Annotated in this window: 16 protein-coding genes; 11 read left to right on the forward strand and 5 right to left on the reverse strand. The window is 68.7% G+C overall.

Annotated elements, in window-relative coordinates; translation table 11 throughout:
- Positions 1-182 precede the first annotated feature (182 nt).
- The 4 genes from KUG38_RS11010 (at position 183) to siaD (ending at position 3,326) form a co-directional block, all read left to right on the forward strand.
- The gene (locus tag KUG38_RS11010; RefSeq protein WP_286195886.1) at positions 183-1,427 is read left to right on the forward strand and encodes a SpoIIE family protein phosphatase; all 1,245 of its coding nucleotides are present in this window, start codon (positions 183-185) and stop codon (positions 1,425-1,427) included.
- 91 nt (positions 1,428-1,518) lie between these two features.
- Positions 1,519-2,067: a biofilm regulation protein kinase SiaB gene (gene siaB, locus KUG38_RS11015; protein WP_094584675.1), complete on the forward strand. Its 549-nt coding sequence runs from the start codon at positions 1,519-1,521 to the stop codon at positions 2,065-2,067.
- 4 nt (positions 2,068-2,071) lie between these two features.
- A complete protein-coding gene (siaC, locus tag KUG38_RS11020; RefSeq protein WP_198960068.1) occupies positions 2,072-2,467 on the forward strand; it encodes a biofilm regulation phosphoprotein SiaC in 396 nt (131 codons plus the stop codon).
- Position 2,468: 1 nt separating this feature from the next.
- Positions 2,469-3,326 (forward strand): biofilm regulation diguanylate cyclase SiaD, encoded by an 858-nt coding sequence (gene siaD / locus KUG38_RS11025; RefSeq protein WP_286195887.1) that lies wholly within the window; start codon positions 2,469-2,471, stop codon positions 3,324-3,326.
- Positions 3,327-3,461: 135 nt separating this feature from the next.
- Here the strand turns inward: siaD and nrdJ are convergent, their stop codons facing one another.
- Positions 3,462-5,819 (reverse strand): ribonucleoside-triphosphate reductase, adenosylcobalamin-dependent, encoded by a 2,358-nt coding sequence (gene nrdJ / locus KUG38_RS11030; RefSeq protein WP_216921384.1) that lies wholly within the window; start codon positions 5,817-5,819, stop codon positions 3,462-3,464.
- A gap of 77 nt (positions 5,820-5,896) precedes the next feature.
- Here nrdJ and KUG38_RS11035 point away from each other — a divergent pair, with 77 nt between their 5' ends.
- From KUG38_RS11035 to KUG38_RS11050, 4 genes are all read left to right on the forward strand, one after another.
- Positions 5,897-6,625, forward strand: a complete 729-nt coding sequence (locus KUG38_RS11035; protein WP_353617786.1) for a class I SAM-dependent methyltransferase — start codon at positions 5,897-5,899, stop codon at positions 6,623-6,625.
- Positions 6,622-8,274, forward strand: coding sequence for a peptide chain release factor 3 (locus tag KUG38_RS11040; protein WP_216921387.1), 1,653 nt, complete (start codon positions 6,622-6,624; stop codon positions 8,272-8,274). Before KUG38_RS11035 ends, KUG38_RS11040 begins: the two co-directional genes overlap by 4 nt.
- A gap of 111 nt (positions 8,275-8,385) precedes the next feature.
- Positions 8,386-8,625 (forward strand): hypothetical protein, encoded by a 240-nt coding sequence (locus KUG38_RS11045; protein WP_094584680.1) that lies wholly within the window; start codon positions 8,386-8,388, stop codon positions 8,623-8,625.
- Positions 8,626-8,649: 24 nt separating this feature from the next.
- Entirely contained in the window at positions 8,650-9,336 is a 687-nt protein-coding gene (locus KUG38_RS11050; RefSeq protein ID WP_216921389.1) for a CPP1-like family protein, read from the forward strand.
- Between the two features lie 16 nt (positions 9,337-9,352).
- Here KUG38_RS11050 and hslO read toward each other — a convergent pair whose 3' ends face one another.
- Both hslO and KUG38_RS11060 read right to left on the reverse strand, forming a co-directional pair.
- A complete protein-coding gene (gene hslO, locus KUG38_RS11055) occupies positions 9,353-10,270 on the reverse strand; it encodes an Hsp33 family molecular chaperone HslO (protein ID WP_216921769.1) in 918 nt (305 codons plus the stop codon).
- A gap of 55 nt (positions 10,271-10,325) precedes the next feature.
- Entirely contained in the window at positions 10,326-10,979 is a 654-nt protein-coding gene (locus tag KUG38_RS11060) for an ABC transporter ATP-binding protein (RefSeq protein ID WP_216921392.1), read from the reverse strand.
- Between the two features lie 85 nt (positions 10,980-11,064).
- Here KUG38_RS11060 and KUG38_RS11065 point away from each other — a divergent pair, with 85 nt between their 5' ends.
- Both KUG38_RS11065 and KUG38_RS11070 read left to right on the forward strand, forming a co-directional pair.
- Positions 11,065-11,511 carry a DUF3531 family protein gene (locus KUG38_RS11065; RefSeq protein ID WP_190609543.1) on the forward strand — a complete coding sequence of 149 codons (447 nt, stop codon included), beginning with the start codon at positions 11,065-11,067 and terminating at the stop codon, positions 11,509-11,511.
- Positions 11,511-12,326 carry a 16S rRNA (uracil(1498)-N(3))-methyltransferase gene (locus tag KUG38_RS11070; protein ID WP_216921396.1) on the forward strand — a complete coding sequence of 272 codons (816 nt, stop codon included), beginning with the start codon at positions 11,511-11,513 and terminating at the stop codon, positions 12,324-12,326. Before KUG38_RS11065 ends, KUG38_RS11070 begins: the two co-directional genes overlap by 1 nt.
- Here KUG38_RS11070 and KUG38_RS11075 read toward each other — a convergent pair.
- Entirely contained in the window at positions 12,292-12,672 is a 381-nt protein-coding gene (locus KUG38_RS11075) for a hypothetical protein (protein WP_216921398.1), read from the reverse strand. The two genes, KUG38_RS11070 and KUG38_RS11075, sit on opposite strands and share 35 nt — an antisense overlap.
- A 91-nt stretch (positions 12,673-12,763) precedes the next feature.
- Here KUG38_RS11075 and KUG38_RS11080 point away from each other — a divergent pair, with 91 nt between their 5' ends.
- Positions 12,764-13,525: a DUF92 domain-containing protein gene (locus KUG38_RS11080; RefSeq protein WP_216921401.1), complete on the forward strand. Its 762-nt coding sequence runs from the start codon at positions 12,764-12,766 to the stop codon at positions 13,523-13,525.
- On the opposite strand, the gene KUG38_RS11085 is transcribed toward KUG38_RS11080, so the two are convergent.
- Positions 13,449-14,444, reverse strand: coding sequence for a sigma-70 family RNA polymerase sigma factor (locus KUG38_RS11085; RefSeq protein ID WP_216921405.1), 996 nt, complete (start codon positions 14,442-14,444; stop codon positions 13,449-13,451). The genes KUG38_RS11080 and KUG38_RS11085 overlap by 77 nt on opposite strands.
- Positions 14,445-14,593 lie beyond the last annotated feature (149 nt).

Raw genomic sequence — 14,593 nt, forward strand, 5'->3', positions numbered from 1 at the left:
CCCGGGGCCATGGCCGGACGTGGTGAAATCGCCATGGCATCGGGGTGGGCCGGGGTCCACGCGCAGCGGGGTCGTGATGAAGACGGCGCGCCAGGGATGTTCGGCTCAGAATGGCCGCAGCAGCATGCTCCGGATTGCCCGACACCCTGCAGGCCAGCGTGGGTCCGAAGAACCCTCAGCCCATGACCGTCCCTGTTCAGCGGCCCGATGGCGGCCGGCCGGGGCAGCGCTTCGGGCTGCGCTTCGGGCCCCGGAAATCACGAGGAGGACAGCATCCGGCACGACAACCGGTGGCATCGATTCAGCAGGTCTTCACGCTGATCGCGATCGTCAATGGACTTGTGCTCCTGTACCTGGTGATCGCCGCCATCCAGGTGCTGAAGGTTCCTGGCAGCCGGTCAGCAGAGATCTACGTCTCCCTGATTCTGACCCTGCTGCTGGTCATCCTGGCGGTCATCTCATATCAGATCATCGCCAGACGCATCATCCTGCCCATCGCCCGACTGGTCAGGGAAGCCAGTGCGATCGAGAGCGACGACATGAGCAGTCTGCTGACGATCCGGAGCAACGACGAGATCTCCCGGCTGGCGCAGGCCTTCAACCTGGTGCTCACCAAGATGCGGCAGGCCCTGATCGCCGGTGAAGCCAGCAACCAGCAACTGCTGGAGGCGAACCGCCAGATCGAAGCCTCCATCAACTATGCGGGCCTGCTGCAGCGCTCGATCCTGCCGGACCGCCAGCTGCAGGAAACCTTCGGCAACGACTATTTCATCCTCTGGCTGCCGCGCGACACGGTTGGTGGCGACTACTACATCTTCCACTCGGAAGGCGGGCACTGCCTGGCCGGGGTGGCCGACTGCGCCGGCCACGGCGTTTCCGGGGCGATGATGACCATGCTGGCCAGGGCAGGGATCGATCGTTCGATCATGGAGGTGGGCATCACCTCACCGGCGGCCATCCTGAGCTGCACCGACACCGCGATGCGCACCCTGCTGCATGGCGCCAGGATGAGCAAGTCGATCGCCACCAGCATGGACATCGGGCTGGTTCGCCTTGACTTCGAAGCCAGGACACTTAGATTCTCGGGTGCAAAGATCAGTCTCTATTGGAGTGATGGGCAAACCATGCACATGCTCAGGGGAGACCATCGGGCCATCTGCGACCAACGGGTCGGCTCCTACACGGACCACGACATTCCGTTGCAGCCGGACTGCACCTACTACCTCACCACCGACGGCCTGCTGGACCAGTCAGGCGGTGACAACGGCTTTTCCCTCGGCACCCAGCAATTCAAGGAATGGCTGATCGGGCTGGCCCGCCTGCCACTGGAGCAGCAGCGTCAGGCCCTGGCCGATGCCCTTGAACAGTTCCGCGGCAGTCATCCCCAGCGGGATGACATCACGATCCTTTCCTTCCGTTTCTCCTAGGGGACCGACTGATGTCCTATGCGACCATGCTCAGCGAACCCTTCTCCTGGCTCGCCATCGCCGCGCAAGAGCGCATCTCGGAGTTGAAGCGATGACGATCACCACCACCAGTCTGATGTCTCTGAGGGAGTTCTTCAGTGACTATCGGATTCTGATCTGCTTCAATGGCCCCATCTCCACCACGCTGATCGGCGAGATTGGATCCGCACTCAAGGAACACATTGAGTCCAATCACGCGCCTGAGCTGGAAGTGATGGATGTGTTCAGTGTGTATATCGAAATGAGTCAGAATATCAGGAATTACGCCACCAGCCATGGCTTCAGCGATGCCGAGTCCTCCGCCACGGTCGTGATCGCGGCCGCCGAGGCTGGCCATTACGCCGTCTGTGCAGGTAACCTCGTTGAGATGGAGGATGGAAAGGCCCTGCTGAAGCGGATCCACGAACTCGCTGCCTGTGACAAGCCCCAGCTGAAGGCGCTCTACAAACAGCAGTTGCGCCAGCCCCACTCCCAGACCCCGGGCCAAGGCGCCGGCCTGGGTCTCATTGAGATTGCCAGGCGCTCCAGCCAACCCATGGAGGCCTCCCTTGACCCCCTTGAGCCCGGTCGCGCCTTCTTCAGCCTTCGGGCCATCATCTGATCCCATGACCAGCAGCGAAGAACTGAACCTGTCCGTACCGGGCTCCCAGTCCAGCCCTTCGATCCGTGCCGACTGGAAAGCCGGTGTCGTGGTGATGAGCGGTGAGTCCTATCCTGAGAATTCCTTTGAGCTCTACGATCAGCTGATCCAGTGGATTGAGTCCTATCTCACCACCGCCAACCACTCACTGACCCTCGAGCTGCATCTCAACTATCTGAACACCAGCAGCATTCGCTTCATGATCGATATCTTTGATCTGCTGCAGACGGCGTTTGATGAGGGCAAGGAAGTGCTGGTGCAATGGATGTTCGATGACAGAAATCCCCGGTCCGCCGAGCTGGGCTCCGAATTCAAGGAAGACTACACCTTTCCTTTTCTGATCCTTTCCATCAACGCCTGACATGCCCGAGACTTCCGGTCCCAAATCTGACGATCAGCTGGAACAGGAAGTCATGGCCGTCCTGGCAGATCAGCGTTACGACAATGATCCGGTCCGGAACCTGCTGGCCAGATTATGGCATCGCATCGAAGAGCAGGTGGACCGTCTGGAGCGGGTTGCCGATATCTCCGACCTCTACCAATCCCACGTTCTGGAGAGCAACCGCAGCCTCACGAATCGCTATGAGAAGCAGCTGCGCCAGATCAAGCGGGTGGTGCGTATTTCCGACCTCTATCAGGCCTCTCTGAAGGAGGTGAATCTCACCCTGTTCGAGGCTTCGACCCACGACCCCCTGACGGGGATCTCCAACCGTCGCTTCATGGCGGAGCGCTGCCTGGAGGAGGATCAGCGCGCCACAAGGCATGGTTCCACCTATTCGATGATCATCCTGGATGTTGACCACTTCAAACTGATCAACGACGACTATGGCCATGCCACCGGTGATCTGATGCTGGTGGATTTCGTCAAGGCGCTTTCCGGCAGCCTCCGCCACTACGACATCATCGCCCGCTGGGGTGGGGAGGAGTTCCTGGCCCTGCTGATCGATGCCGATCTCGCCACGGCCGAAGGGGTGGCCAAGCGGATGCTGGCCAACATCCGCAGCATGCGCGTGTCCATCGACGACATGGAGCTGAAGCTCACCGCCAGCATGGGGCTGACCGAGCACAAGGCCGATGAGAACTACGACGCCACCTTCCGCCGCGCCGACAAGGCCCTGCTGATGGCCAAGAACAGTGGGCGCGATCGCCTCGTCGTGATTGATCCCGGCGACCCCCTCGGCCATCGGGAAATCAGCACCCTGACAACCGCTGCCGAGTAGGGGGAGAACTGAGCACCATCTCTCCACAAACGAAGGACCCCCTCCGGTAGGCGTCCAGTGATGCGTCACGGGGATGCATCACTGAACACGATCAGGGGCAGCCAGCGGCCGCCCTGAACAGATCCCACCAGCAGCTCAGGCCTCAGGCTTGGCGAGCGGCAGCAGACACTTGTCGGAATCGCACCCGGCCGGGCCGGCTTCGATCAGCTCGCCGCCGTCGTACTTCTGCAGGGCCAGGAAGAAATCGCCGCACACCCGCCGCTGTTCGACCTCGCCCACCATCCGGGTGTAGGTGGCCTGATCGATCGGCTCGAAAGGCAAGCGCGGGAAGGTGGCGTTGGCATCGAAGCGGGCCAGGAGTGCGGCCGAGATGTAGCCCTCCCCGTTCTCGATGGCGTGGTGGATCGCGGCGGCCAGGGGCTCGATCTCATGCTCACGGAATTCCACCGTCGCCGAGGTGTTGTGGGTGGTGTAGAAGCGCTGCACCTGCATGTAGAAATCGAACTGGGCCAGGGCGGAGAAGTTGTTGATTTCCACCCGGTCGGCCCCGGGCAGGTTGGCCCAGCTCACCTCGGTGGGGATCTCCACCAGCCATTCGGTGCAGCGCGGATCGAAGGGATCATTCAGGAGCCGCCCCTGCTCGTCCTTGTCGGACTGGGAGGGAACGATCGCGTAGCCGTACTCCATGCAGGCCAGGGCCACCGGATCGTTCTTGCGGAAGGTGATGCGGCGGATGAAGCGCTGGGCCTTGGGGGGATGCCAGCCGGGGCTGGCGCCGGTGAGCAGGCTCTTGGTGCCGGCCGGCTGGACAGTGGTGCAGCGATTGGGACGGCGCATGCCATGGCGGTCGCAGTAGTCCCACACCGCCTCGTGCACCCAGTCCTTCCAGCGGGACAGGTAGGCCCCCTCCTGCTGGCGGAACGCCCGGCCTTCCTCGCTGTCGGGACGGCCCGCCTCCCACCACTGCAGCCAGGGGGTGCCGAAGGCGTGGACGAAGAAGTCGAACAGGCCCGTGAAGCTGACCCCCACGATCGGATCCCAGGCCCGGCTGCGGCGATAGCGCTCGACCTCGAAGCGGTGGTTCAGCAGGCAGGCCACCGCCAGACCGCCGGCCTTGAAGGCATCCTCCTGGGCCTGGTGGTCGGAGGGGTCGATCCGGTTGAGATGGATTTCCGCCAGGTTGCAGTGGAAATCGGCTCCGAGAATCTCGCCGCAGGGGTTGAGGCCGTAACGACAGAGCCGGTGTTCGAGCTCGTCGGCGCCGATCTCGGGGTGATGCAGCTGCAGCCAGCGGCCGGCTTCCTCCCGTCCCTGGTCGCAGTAGATGCCGATGAACTCGGTGCGCAGCTCCGGGGTGGTCAGCAGGTCGGCGTTGGAACGGGCGATGGCCTCGGGGGCGAACTGGATGGCCCCCTCGCCCGACTGGAACTGCTTGGTGACCGCTTCCAGCACCACCTCGCGGCTGGGACGCACGTGAAACACGCGCGTGTGGTTGGCCATGCGCAGGGCGTCCCTTTCGGGGTCGATGCGCCAGTTGCCCTGGTCGTCCTGCTGCCACAGGTTCTCCTTGGCACCGAGGGCGGAATCGTCATCGGCGCAGAACTGGCGCATGCCGGCACTGCGGCGGATGTTGCCGGCCACGATCGTGACCGCCGCCTCATCAATCAGCAGGCAGCACTCCACCGAGGTGAGCTGGCGCCCCCTGGCCTTGTTGAGGATCTGGGCGACGCGGCCGTAGAGGTCCTTCAACTTGACCGGATTGGCCATGCCGCCGAAGCCCTTGAGGGTTTCCCCCACCGGCCGCACGTCCGACAGGTCCACCGAGACGTGGACGGGACCGTCGAAGCGCTCGTCGCTGCAGAGGTTGAGCAGCAGCCGGTAGCTCTCCACCCAGCCGGCCCGGGTGTCGCCGACGCGGACGCTGACGTGATGGCCATCGATCACGTGGCTGGTCTGCTGCTGGCGGGAGCCGATCGGCGTCAGGCCGATGTCGGTGACGCCATCGATGACGAGGGTGTTGCGGATCTTCGGCAGCCGGCTGATCAGATGGGGCTCGATGATGGCGCCGGTGCCGCAGCCCATCATCGCCAGATCCATCATCAGGGCGAAGGCTTCCCAGTCCACCAGGTTGGTGGAGGTGCAGTTGTAGGCCCCGGAGAAATTCTCGGATTGCTCGATCCATTCGGTGCCGCCGATCCACAGCCAGCGGCCGGAGGGCAGGGCCATCTGGTGGCGCTGCATGCGCCGGATCAGCTCCACCTCGGAGGCGTCGAGGGAGCCCAGTACCCGCAGGCCCTCCAGGTTGCGCTCCGCCACCTCGTGCCAGCTCTCCCGACCACCGCTCGCGGTCTTGCGGCTGTAGGTGCGATAGAAGACCGGATAGGCCGCCGGAGCGGTGACCGGGAAATCCGCCGCCGGCGCTGGGATCGCGTCGCTGCCGGCAGAGGTCGCCGCCGTGTCGGGGGTGGCTGGACGGGCGGCGGAGATGGTCACGGGGGGTACGGCCGGATCGTGTTGCGCACCATAACGCCACCTGTAGGGTCTGCAACGCCCCGAACCCACCAGCCACGGTGCCTGTGGTGCTGGAACGCGATGCTGGAGCGATGGAGCGGATCTGCGAACCGGAGCTGATGGACGCGCCGCTGCAGGCCGAGGCCTACGCGGCGGCGGATTTCTCCAGCGGTGACCTTGCGGTGCTGGAAAGGATCGCGGCCCTCCCCGCCCTGCGGGGGAGCGGCGACGGGGCGGGGCTGAACGTGGTGGATCTGGGCTGCGGACCGGGGAACATCACCTTTCTGGTGGCGCGGCGCTGGCCCGGGGCCCGGGTGCTGGGCATCGACGGATCGGCCGCGATGCTTTCCATCGCCGAGCGGCGGCGGCTGGCGGAGCCGACCGCCCACCGCCAGGTGCGCTTCCAGCGGCTGGTGCTGCCCAGCCCGCAGCTGGCGGGCCCCTGCAGCGCCGTGGTCAGCAACAGCCTGCTGCACCATCTCCATGATCCCGGCGTGTTCTGGCGGACTGTCAAGCAGCTCGCGGGTCCGGACACCAGCCTCTACATGAGGGATCTGCGCCGGCCGGCGAACGCCGCGGAGCTGGAGGCCCTGGTGGCCCGCCACGCCGGCGCCGCCCCGGAGGTGCTGCGGCGGGACTACGCCCATTCCCTGCGGGCGGCCTTCACCCCCGTCGAGGTGATTGAGCAGCTGGAGGCCGCCGGGCTGGGGGGGCTTGAGGTGCGGGAGGTCGACGACCGCTACCTGGAGATCCAGGGCCACGGCCTGCCTGGCAGGCTGGCCCCATGACCAGCCGACCCCCCTCCGTCCCCGTTCCGGACACCGACGCCGCGGCACTGGCAGCGGCGGTGAGCCGGCGCCGCAATTTCGCGATCATTTCCCACCCCGATGCGGGCAAGACGACCCTCACCGAGAAGCTGCTGCTCTACGGCGGGGCCATTCAGCAGGCCGGGGCGGTGAAGGCCAAGGGGGAGCAGCGCAAGGTGACCTCCGACTGGATGGAGCTGGAGAAGCAGCGCGGCATCTCGATCACCTCCACCGTGCTCCAGTTCGACTACGCCGGCAGCACGATCAACCTGCTCGACACCCCCGGCCACCAGGACTTCTCGGAGGACACCTACCGGACCCTGGCCGCCGCCGACAACGCCGTGATGCTGGTGGATGCGGCCAAGGGTCTGGAACCCCAGACCCGCAAGCTGTTCGAGGTCTGCCGGATGCGGCAGATCCCGATTTTCACCTTCATCAACAAGATGGATCGGCCGGGACGCGAACCCCTGGAGCTGATCGACGAGATCGAGCAGGAGCTGGGGCTGGCCTGCTGGCCGGTGAACTGGCCGATCGGCAGCGGCGACCGCTTCCGCGGCGTCATCGACCGGCGCTCCCAGGATCTGCTGCTGTTCGAGCGGGCCGAGCGGGGCCGCCAGAGCCTGGAGCGGCGCCTGGCACCTGGCGATACCGAGCGGGCCGGGCTCGTGGAGGCGGAGCTGCTGGAGCTGGCGCAGGAGGAACTGGAGCTGGTGGAGGGGGCCGGGGCGGCGCTGGATCTGGAGCGGGTGCACGCCGGTGAGCTGAGCCCGGTGTTCTTCGGCTCGGCGATGACCAATTTCGGAGTGCGCCCCTTCCTCGATGCCTTCCTGGAGCTGGCCCAGCCGCCGGTGGCCCGGGAGAGCGACCAGGGACCGGTGGATCCGCTGCGACCGGAGTTCAGCGGCTTCGTGTTCAAGCTCCAGGCCAACATGGATCCCCGCCACCGCGATCGCGTCGCCTTCGTGCGGGTGTGCAGCGGTCGCTTCGAGAAGGACATGAGCGTGCGCCATGCCCGCAGCGGACGCACCATCCGCCTGTCCCGGCCGCAGAAGCTGTTCGGCCAGGACCGGGAGGTGGTGGAGGACGCCTACCCCGGCGATGTGATCGGCCTCAACAACCCCGGCATGTTCGCCATCGGCGACACCCTCTACACCGGTTCGCGGGTGGAGTACGAGGGGATTCCCTGCTTCAGCCCGGAGATCTTCGCCTGGCTGCGCAACCCCAACCCCTCGGCCTTCAAGAGTTTCCGCAAGGGGGTGAACGAGTTGCGGGAGGAGGGGGCCGTCCAGGTGCTCTATGACACTGACCCCAGCAAGCGGGATCCGATCCTGGCGGCGGTGGGCCAGCTCCAGCTGGAGGTGGTGCAGTACCGGCTGGAGAACGAGTACGGCGTCACCAGCCGGTTGGAACCGCTGGAATTCAGCGTCGCCCGCTGGGTGAGCGGCGGCTGGCCGGCCCTGGAACGGGTCGGCCGCCTGTTCAACTGCAAGACGGTCCGCGACGCCTGGGACCGGCCGGTGCTGCTGTTCCGCAACGACTGGAACCTGCACCAGCTGCAGGAGGACCATCCCGAGCTGGAGCTGCACGGGGTGGCGCCGGTGGTGAGCGGGGTGGAGCCGATCGCCCTCTGAACCCGCGGCGCCGTTGGGGCCGGTGCGGGGGAAACCCCTCCCTCGCGCAACCCCGGCGGAGGGGGCAGAATGAAGCAACAAATCGTCACGCCGCAACGGACGGTCACTGCGATGCCTCGATCCGTGACGCCATTCCCGCTCTGGCTTGTGCGTCCCCGCAGCGACGGGGGCAGTGATTACGTCAGCTTCCAGCCCTCGCAGGGGGCCGTGGAGATGCGTGAAGGCAGCCACCTGCCCCCCCAGATGCCCCTGCTCAAGCGGCGCCGGTCGCTGGCCATCGAGGAGGCCGAGGCCTGCCGTCGCCGTCTGCAACAGGAAGCCGGATATCACCGCAGTGAACCGCTTTTTTAGCCTTGGCTCGATACGCTCGTTGGTATGAACCAAGGATCCGACCTGCCCCAGCCGGCCCCTGACGCCTCCGATCCGTACGAGCGGCTGGGTGTCGCCCCGGATGCCTCCTTCGACACGGTCCAGGAGGCCAAGCTGGCTCGGCTCCAGGAGGCCGGCGATGATCCGATGGTGCGTTCCCGCATCGAGGCCGCCTACGACGCCGTGCTGATGGATCGGCTCAAGGAGCGTCAGCAGGGCCGTGTCAGCAGCGCCGCCCGTTCCGCCTCCCAGAGGGAGCAGGCCTCACCTCCCCCGAGCCGGCCCGCCCTATCGGCCCTGCCGAGCCTGCCCCAGCTTCCCCCCTCGCGACTGCCGCGCCCGAGCTTCTCCCTGCCCCGCCTGCAGCTGGCCAGCGGCCGGGATCTCTGGCTTCCCCTGGCGGCCGACGGCGTGCTGCTGGTGCTGCTGGTGCTGATGCCCGGCGCCGCTCCCGAGCTGCTCACGGCCCTGGCCACGGGCGTCACCCTGCTCAACCTGCAGCGGCGCAACGGACGCTTTCTGGCGGCGGTGGGCTGGTCCTTCGCCCTGCTCTGCGTGGGTCTTGTCCTCGGCGGCCTGCTGGCCGGTGGGCTGGGACCCTCCCTCAGCTCGGCCCTGCCGGTCTCCACCCTGCAGCTGCAGAGCATCCCCGCCATCCTGCTGCTGCTCCTGGGAGCCCTGCTGATCGCCTGAGCCCCGGGGCTTCAGGTCAGGCCACAGCGGCCAGCTCGTCGATCAGCTCCTGCAGTTCCTCGGCCCCCACCCGGTAGACCTCGCTGCAGAAATGGCAGGTCAGTTCCGCCTGGCCGTCCTCGCTGAGCATGGCGCTCAGTTCATCGCGGCCCAGGAGCCGCAGGGCGCTGACGCTGCGGTGGCGGCTGCAGGGGCAGTGGAAGCGCACCGGCTGCTCGATCGGAGCCGCCTCCAGGGGCTGGGGATCGAGATCCGGAAAGATGTCCTCGAACAGGGCATGGAGCTGGTCCGCATTGGCGGCGAGCCGCTCGCTGAAACCGGTGATCTCCCGGCAGCGCTCCTCCAGCAGGGCCACCAGGGCCGGCTCCCGCGCCGCCTTCGGCAGCACCTGCACCAGCACCCCACCGGCGCAGCGCACCCCGGAACTGTCGATCGTCTCCCCGACGAACAGGGCCGAGGGGGTCTGCTCGGAGTGGAGCAGGTAGGAGGCCACGTCCTCGCCGATCCCGCCGCTCACCAGCTCCACGGTGCTGCTGAAGGGTTCGCCCTGGCCCCGGTCCCGCACCACGTGCAGGTAGCCGGTGCCGGTGGCGCGGCGGAAATCGAAGCGGTGCCCGCCGGCCACGTCGGGCAGCAGGTCGAGCTCCAGGTCAGGCCGGCCCACGTAGCCCCGCACGGTGCCGTCCCGGCCCGCATCCACCATCAGGCCCCGCAGGGGTCCGTCGGACTGGATGCGCAGGTTCACACGCCCATGGGCCACCTTCATCGAGCTGGCCAGCAGCAGGGCCGCCGTCATGGCGCGGCCCAGCAGGGCGGTGGTGAGAAAGGAGAGCCCGTGGCGTTCCCGGGCCACGCGGCTGGCCGCGGTGGTGGTGACCGCCACCATGCGGATGCCGCCGCCGGCGCCGGTGGCCCTCAGCAGGCTGTCCCCCATGAACTGAGCCCCCATGAACCGATCCCCCATCCAGCCGTCCCCCACCATCAGCAGGTCATCGTAAGGAGGCGGATCGGGGCGCCTCCAGGGGCCCCAGGGCGCCGGCCTCCAGCCGCCAGCCGTGGTCGATCACACCCCGGAACAGCTCGGGTTCGTGGGTCACCACCAGCAGGGCCCGCTCCCTGGCCAGGTCGGCCAGCAGCTGCAACACCTCCTCCCGCACGGTCCAGTCGAGGCCGGCGGTGGGTTCATCCAGCAGCAGCACCCGGGCATCCCGCACCAGCTGCACCGCCAGCGCCAGGCGCCGCTGCTGGCCGCCGCTGAGCCGCTCGGGAGCCTGCTGCAGGGAGAGGTGGCCGAGTCCCACCTGCTGCAGAACCGCCTCGGCCTTCTCGGCGGTGAGCCGCCGCTGACCCAGCTTCAGCTCCTGGCCCACCGTCAGGCCGAGGAAATGGCGTTCCGGGAACTGGAACACCAGGCCGCACAGCCAGCGGCGCTGGCGGCTGTTGAGGGCCTCCCCCTGCCAGAGGATGCGGCCGGCATCGGCTTCGGCCAGGCCGCAGAGCACCTCCAGCAGGGTGGTCTTGCCGCTGCCGCTGCGGCCGGCCACCAGGGCCGGGGCTCCCACCGCCAGCTGCAGGGACACGTCACGCAGCACCGGCGCGGCCGCCGTGGCCGGGTGATAGCGCAGACCGATGACGTCGAGCATCCCACCAGCATGCCGTCCGGCGCTGCGGCGCTGGCGCCCGGGAACGTGTTGGATGGGGAGACACGCGCCCCGTCTCCCCTTCTCCATGGATGTCCGATTTCGCGAGGTGGATCCGTTCAACTGCTGGATCTGGCTGCGCTTCGCCGACCAGCCCGGCGGATCCGAGCGGGGCTACGTCGAAACGGCCTTCGACAGCTGGTTCTTCCTCGGCAAGCTGGGCGGCTTCAATGCCGAGAACCTGCAGACCCACGAGGGGGGTGTGGACCTGGGCTGGCTCCCCTACGACACCGAATCCGCCGAACGCTGTCTGCCCGCCCTGATGCACAACATGGGGCCGATGGAGTACCAGGACGACTGGGCCCGCTGCTGGGTCGACCTGGGCACCAGCGATGCCCTGGCCCTCGATGTGCTGATCAACGCTCTGCGCCAGCTGGACAACGACGTTCTCGAGATCACCGAACTGGTGATCGGCGGTCTGAACGAGGACTGGCCGATTGACGAGGAGCCCGAGAGCCCCTTCACCGGGGACTGATGGGGCGGGAGCTGCGCCGGCTGCTGATCACCCCGGAGCGGATCGCCGCCCTGGCGGCCGGGGACCCGGGCCAGGCTCTGCTGGCCCTGGAGCCCCAGGAACGCCACTACCTGGAACGGGTGCTGCGCTACCGCCCCGGCGACCGGCTGGCGCTGGTCGACGGTGTCGGCGGACTCTGGACGGCGGTGCTCGACCCGGAGCGGAGCCTGCGGCTGGAGCAGGCCCCCGCTGAACCGCTGCTGCGGGAGGAGCCGCCTTGGCCACCCCTGGAGCTCGCCATGGCCGTGCCACGGCGGGAGGCGGATCTGGTCTGGCGCATGGCCACCGAACTGGGGGCCGACCGGCTTCAGCCCCTGCTGGCCGAGCGTGGCGCCCCTGGCGAGCGCTGTCCCCTCGAGCGCTGGCAGGGGATCGTGCGGGAGGCCACCGAGCAGTGCGAACGGCTGTGGCATCCGGTGCTGGCCACGCCCCAGCCGGCCGGGGCGTGGCTGAGCAGGCCCTCCCCCGGGATCGCCCTGCTGGCCACCACCCGGCGGGAGGGGCTGCCCCTCTGCAGCCAGCGGCTGCGGGAGCTGCTGGACGGGGCAGGCGAGGGCGCGAGCGACACGGAACCGGCGGCCGGCCTCCGGCTGGCGATCGGTCCGGAAGGGGGCTGGAGCCCCCAGGAGGAGGAACGGGCCGAAGCGGCCGGCTGGGAGCCGGTGAGCCTGGGGCCAACCATCCTGCGCACGGCCACGGCCGCGGTGGCCGGCCTGGCCCTGCTGGCCGACTGGCGGGCGCTCAGGAGCGCATCATGCCGGCCGCCATCTCCTTGAACACGCCCAGGTTCGCCCCGGGGGTGCGGCGCTTCATGGGGGTGGCGCCGCCGGCGGTGACGCAGTCGGGGGCGAAGGTGGCCAAGGAGGGTGCCGGCCGCAGGGCCTCGGCGGCGGCCAGTTCGGCGGCGATCGCCTCGGCGGTGGTCAGACCCGAAACGGGCGGAGGGGTGCCTTCAGCAGCCGCCGGTGCGGCGGCGGACGTTTCGCCCTTGGCCTCGGCCCCTTGGGGGGCGGCCTTGGGGGCTGGCTTGGCTTCGGCTTTGGGGGGGGCCACCACGGCCGGGGGCTGATTGCCTTCGCCGCCACCCAGATCGAGGAAGAACTTGGGTCGTTTGAAGACCATTCGGAGCACCGCCGGATGCAGCGATTATCCGCCGAAGCCGGCGCCGCGCAGCGCCTGGCTTAGATCTGTGCAACACAACCGGGCCCCCGCCATGCTGCCGCTGCCGCCCCAGGACCTCCTCCACTGGTTGGCGGCCCTGGCGCTCAACGGGCTGCTGATCGGCCTGGCCCAGCGCCTGCCCCTGCTCACCCCGGCGGGCTGGGTGCATGCCGGGGTGCTCGGCACCCTGCTGTGGGGAAGCCTGGGCTGGCGAGGCTGGCTGGCGGTGGTGGTGTATCTGGCGCTGGGGAGCGGGGTGACGAAGCTGGGGTTCCGGCGCAAGCGGGAACTGGGGCTGGCCGAGGGCCGGGAGGGGCGCCGGGGTCCGGAGAACGTCTGGGGCTCCGCCCTGGTGGGGACGGTGCTGGCCCTGCTGGCCTGCCGGGCACCGGCGGCGGCGGTGCCCCTGCTGCTGGCCGGATTCGCTGCCAGCTTCGCCGCCAAGCTCGCCGACACCTTCGGCAGCGAGATCGGCAAGCGCTGGGGCCGGCACACCGTGCTGATCACCAGCCTGCGGCCGGTGCCGCCCGGTACCGAGGGGGCCATCAGCCTGGAGGGCACCGCCGCCAGCCTGCTGGGCAGCGCCCTGATGACCCTGGCGATGGTGGCCCTGGGGGTGATCCGCGGCTGGCCGCTGGCGGCCCTGGTGGGCGGTGTCGGGCTGGTGGCCACCCTGGCCGAGAGCGTGGTGGGCGCCAGCCTGCAGCGTCACTGGCGTTGGCTGAGCAACGAGCTGGTCAACGGGCTCCAGACCCTGCTGGCGGCCCTGCTGGCGATGGCGCTGGTGCCATGGCTGTCGCCGCCGGTGGGCTGAGGGCCTCCTGGCGCCAGGAAAGGGCGGCGCGCCTGAGGCGGTCGAGGGCGGCGTCGTGGCGGCGCTGGGCCTGGCGGGCCGGGATGCCCAGCTGCCGGCCCAGCTCCACCCAGGTGCAGCCGCCATCAAGGCGGCCCACCAGCAGCTCCCGCTCCCGGGGATCGAGATCGGCCAGCTGCTGGCGCAGCCACTGGCGCTCGGCGCCACGGGCTTCGCTCTCGGCCGCCGCCTCATCGCCGCAGGGACCGGCGGGGGCGGCCAGCAGATCCAGCAGGCAGCTGGCCGCCTCGGCCTCGCCGCCTCCTGCGCCGAGGGGGGCATCCAGGCTGCGCACCCGGGCGGCCCGGCGGATCCCCAGGGCCTCCTCGAGCCGGGCCGGATCACAGGCCAGCCGGTCGGCGAGGGCGGCGGGCGGCAGGGGATCGAGACCCTGGCGCCGGCGGGCCTCCTGCAGGCCCAGCACCTGCTGATGCAGATCCCACAGGGGCCGGGGCGGACGCACCAGGGGCTGGCGATCCCGCCGTTCGCGGCGCATCGCCCCCTGGATATAGGGCACCGCAAAGCTGCTGAGGCTGACGTTGCGGTCGGGATCGAAGGCCTCCACCGCCCGGATCAGGCCGAGGCTGCCCACCTGGGCGAGGTCCTCGAAGGCCATCCCCGCGTCGGTGCCCTGGCGCCCGGCGATGCTGTACACCAGCGGCAGGTTGTCCTCCACCAGCAGGTTGCGCCAGCGCAGCCGGACGACCGGATCGGTGGCCTCGGCGAACGCCTTGAGCCGGCGGCGGTTGCGGCTGCGGCGATCGACGATGGCCTCCGGGATCTCACGGCACCCCGGACACAGATCCGGGGCCGGCACCCGGCGGGTGCTCTGCACCAGCGCTGCCGGTGGCGGGGGCGAGGGGGGCGGGGGGCGATCCATGGCGGTGGGTCCAGCGGGGGCCGTCCCTTCAGGGTCGCCGTCGGCCACGGGCGACGGTTCACCCCACGGGGGGAGCGGCTCTCATCCGATCGGGTGATGCCAGCGGCAGCGGCCCGGGGAAGAATGGCGGCTGGGTTCGCCCCGGGAAC

The sequence above is a fragment of the Synechococcus sp. CCAP 1479/9 genome (assembly GCF_019038535.1).
Lineage (GTDB): Bacteria > Cyanobacteriota > Cyanobacteriia > PCC-6307 > Cyanobiaceae > Cyanobium.

What these genes read in the sequence shown, in the direction of transcription:
- KUG38_RS11010 (WP_286195886.1), top strand. Translation starts at nt 183, where the DNA reads ATGACCGTCCCTGTTCAGCGGCCCGATGGCGGCCGGCCGGGGCAGCGC.
- siaB (WP_094584675.1), top strand. Translation starts at nt 1,519, where the DNA reads ATGACGATCACCACCACCAGTCTGATGTCTCTGAGGGAGTTCTTCAGT.
- siaC (WP_198960068.1), top strand. Translation starts at nt 2,072, where the DNA reads ATGACCAGCAGCGAAGAACTGAACCTGTCCGTACCGGGCTCCCAGTCC.
- siaD (WP_286195887.1), top strand. Translation starts at nt 2,469, where the DNA reads ATGCCCGAGACTTCCGGTCCCAAATCTGACGATCAGCTGGAACAGGAA.
- KUG38_RS11040 (WP_216921387.1), top strand. Translation starts at nt 6,622, where the DNA reads ATGACCAGCCGACCCCCCTCCGTCCCCGTTCCGGACACCGACGCCGCG.
- KUG38_RS11045 (WP_094584680.1), top strand. Translation starts at nt 8,386, where the DNA reads ATGCCTCGATCCGTGACGCCATTCCCGCTCTGGCTTGTGCGTCCCCGC.
- KUG38_RS11050 (WP_216921389.1), top strand. Translation starts at nt 8,650, where the DNA reads ATGAACCAAGGATCCGACCTGCCCCAGCCGGCCCCTGACGCCTCCGAT.
- hslO (WP_216921769.1), bottom strand. Translation starts at nt 10,270, where the DNA reads ATGGGGGACAGCCTGCTGAGGGCCACCGGCGCCGGCGGCGGCATCCGC.
- KUG38_RS11060 (WP_216921392.1), bottom strand. Translation starts at nt 10,979, where the DNA reads ATGCTCGACGTCATCGGTCTGCGCTATCACCCGGCCACGGCGGCCGCG.
- KUG38_RS11065 (WP_190609543.1), top strand. Translation starts at nt 11,065, where the DNA reads ATGGATGTCCGATTTCGCGAGGTGGATCCGTTCAACTGCTGGATCTGG.
- KUG38_RS11070 (WP_216921396.1), top strand. Translation starts at nt 11,511, where the DNA reads ATGGGGCGGGAGCTGCGCCGGCTGCTGATCACCCCGGAGCGGATCGCC.
- KUG38_RS11075 (WP_216921398.1), bottom strand. Translation starts at nt 12,672, where the DNA reads ATGGTCTTCAAACGACCCAAGTTCTTCCTCGATCTGGGTGGCGGCGAA.
- KUG38_RS11080 (WP_216921401.1), top strand. Translation starts at nt 12,764, where the DNA reads ATGCTGCCGCTGCCGCCCCAGGACCTCCTCCACTGGTTGGCGGCCCTG.
- KUG38_RS11085 (WP_216921405.1), bottom strand. Translation starts at nt 14,444, where the DNA reads ATGGATCGCCCCCCGCCCCCCTCGCCCCCGCCACCGGCAGCGCTGGTG.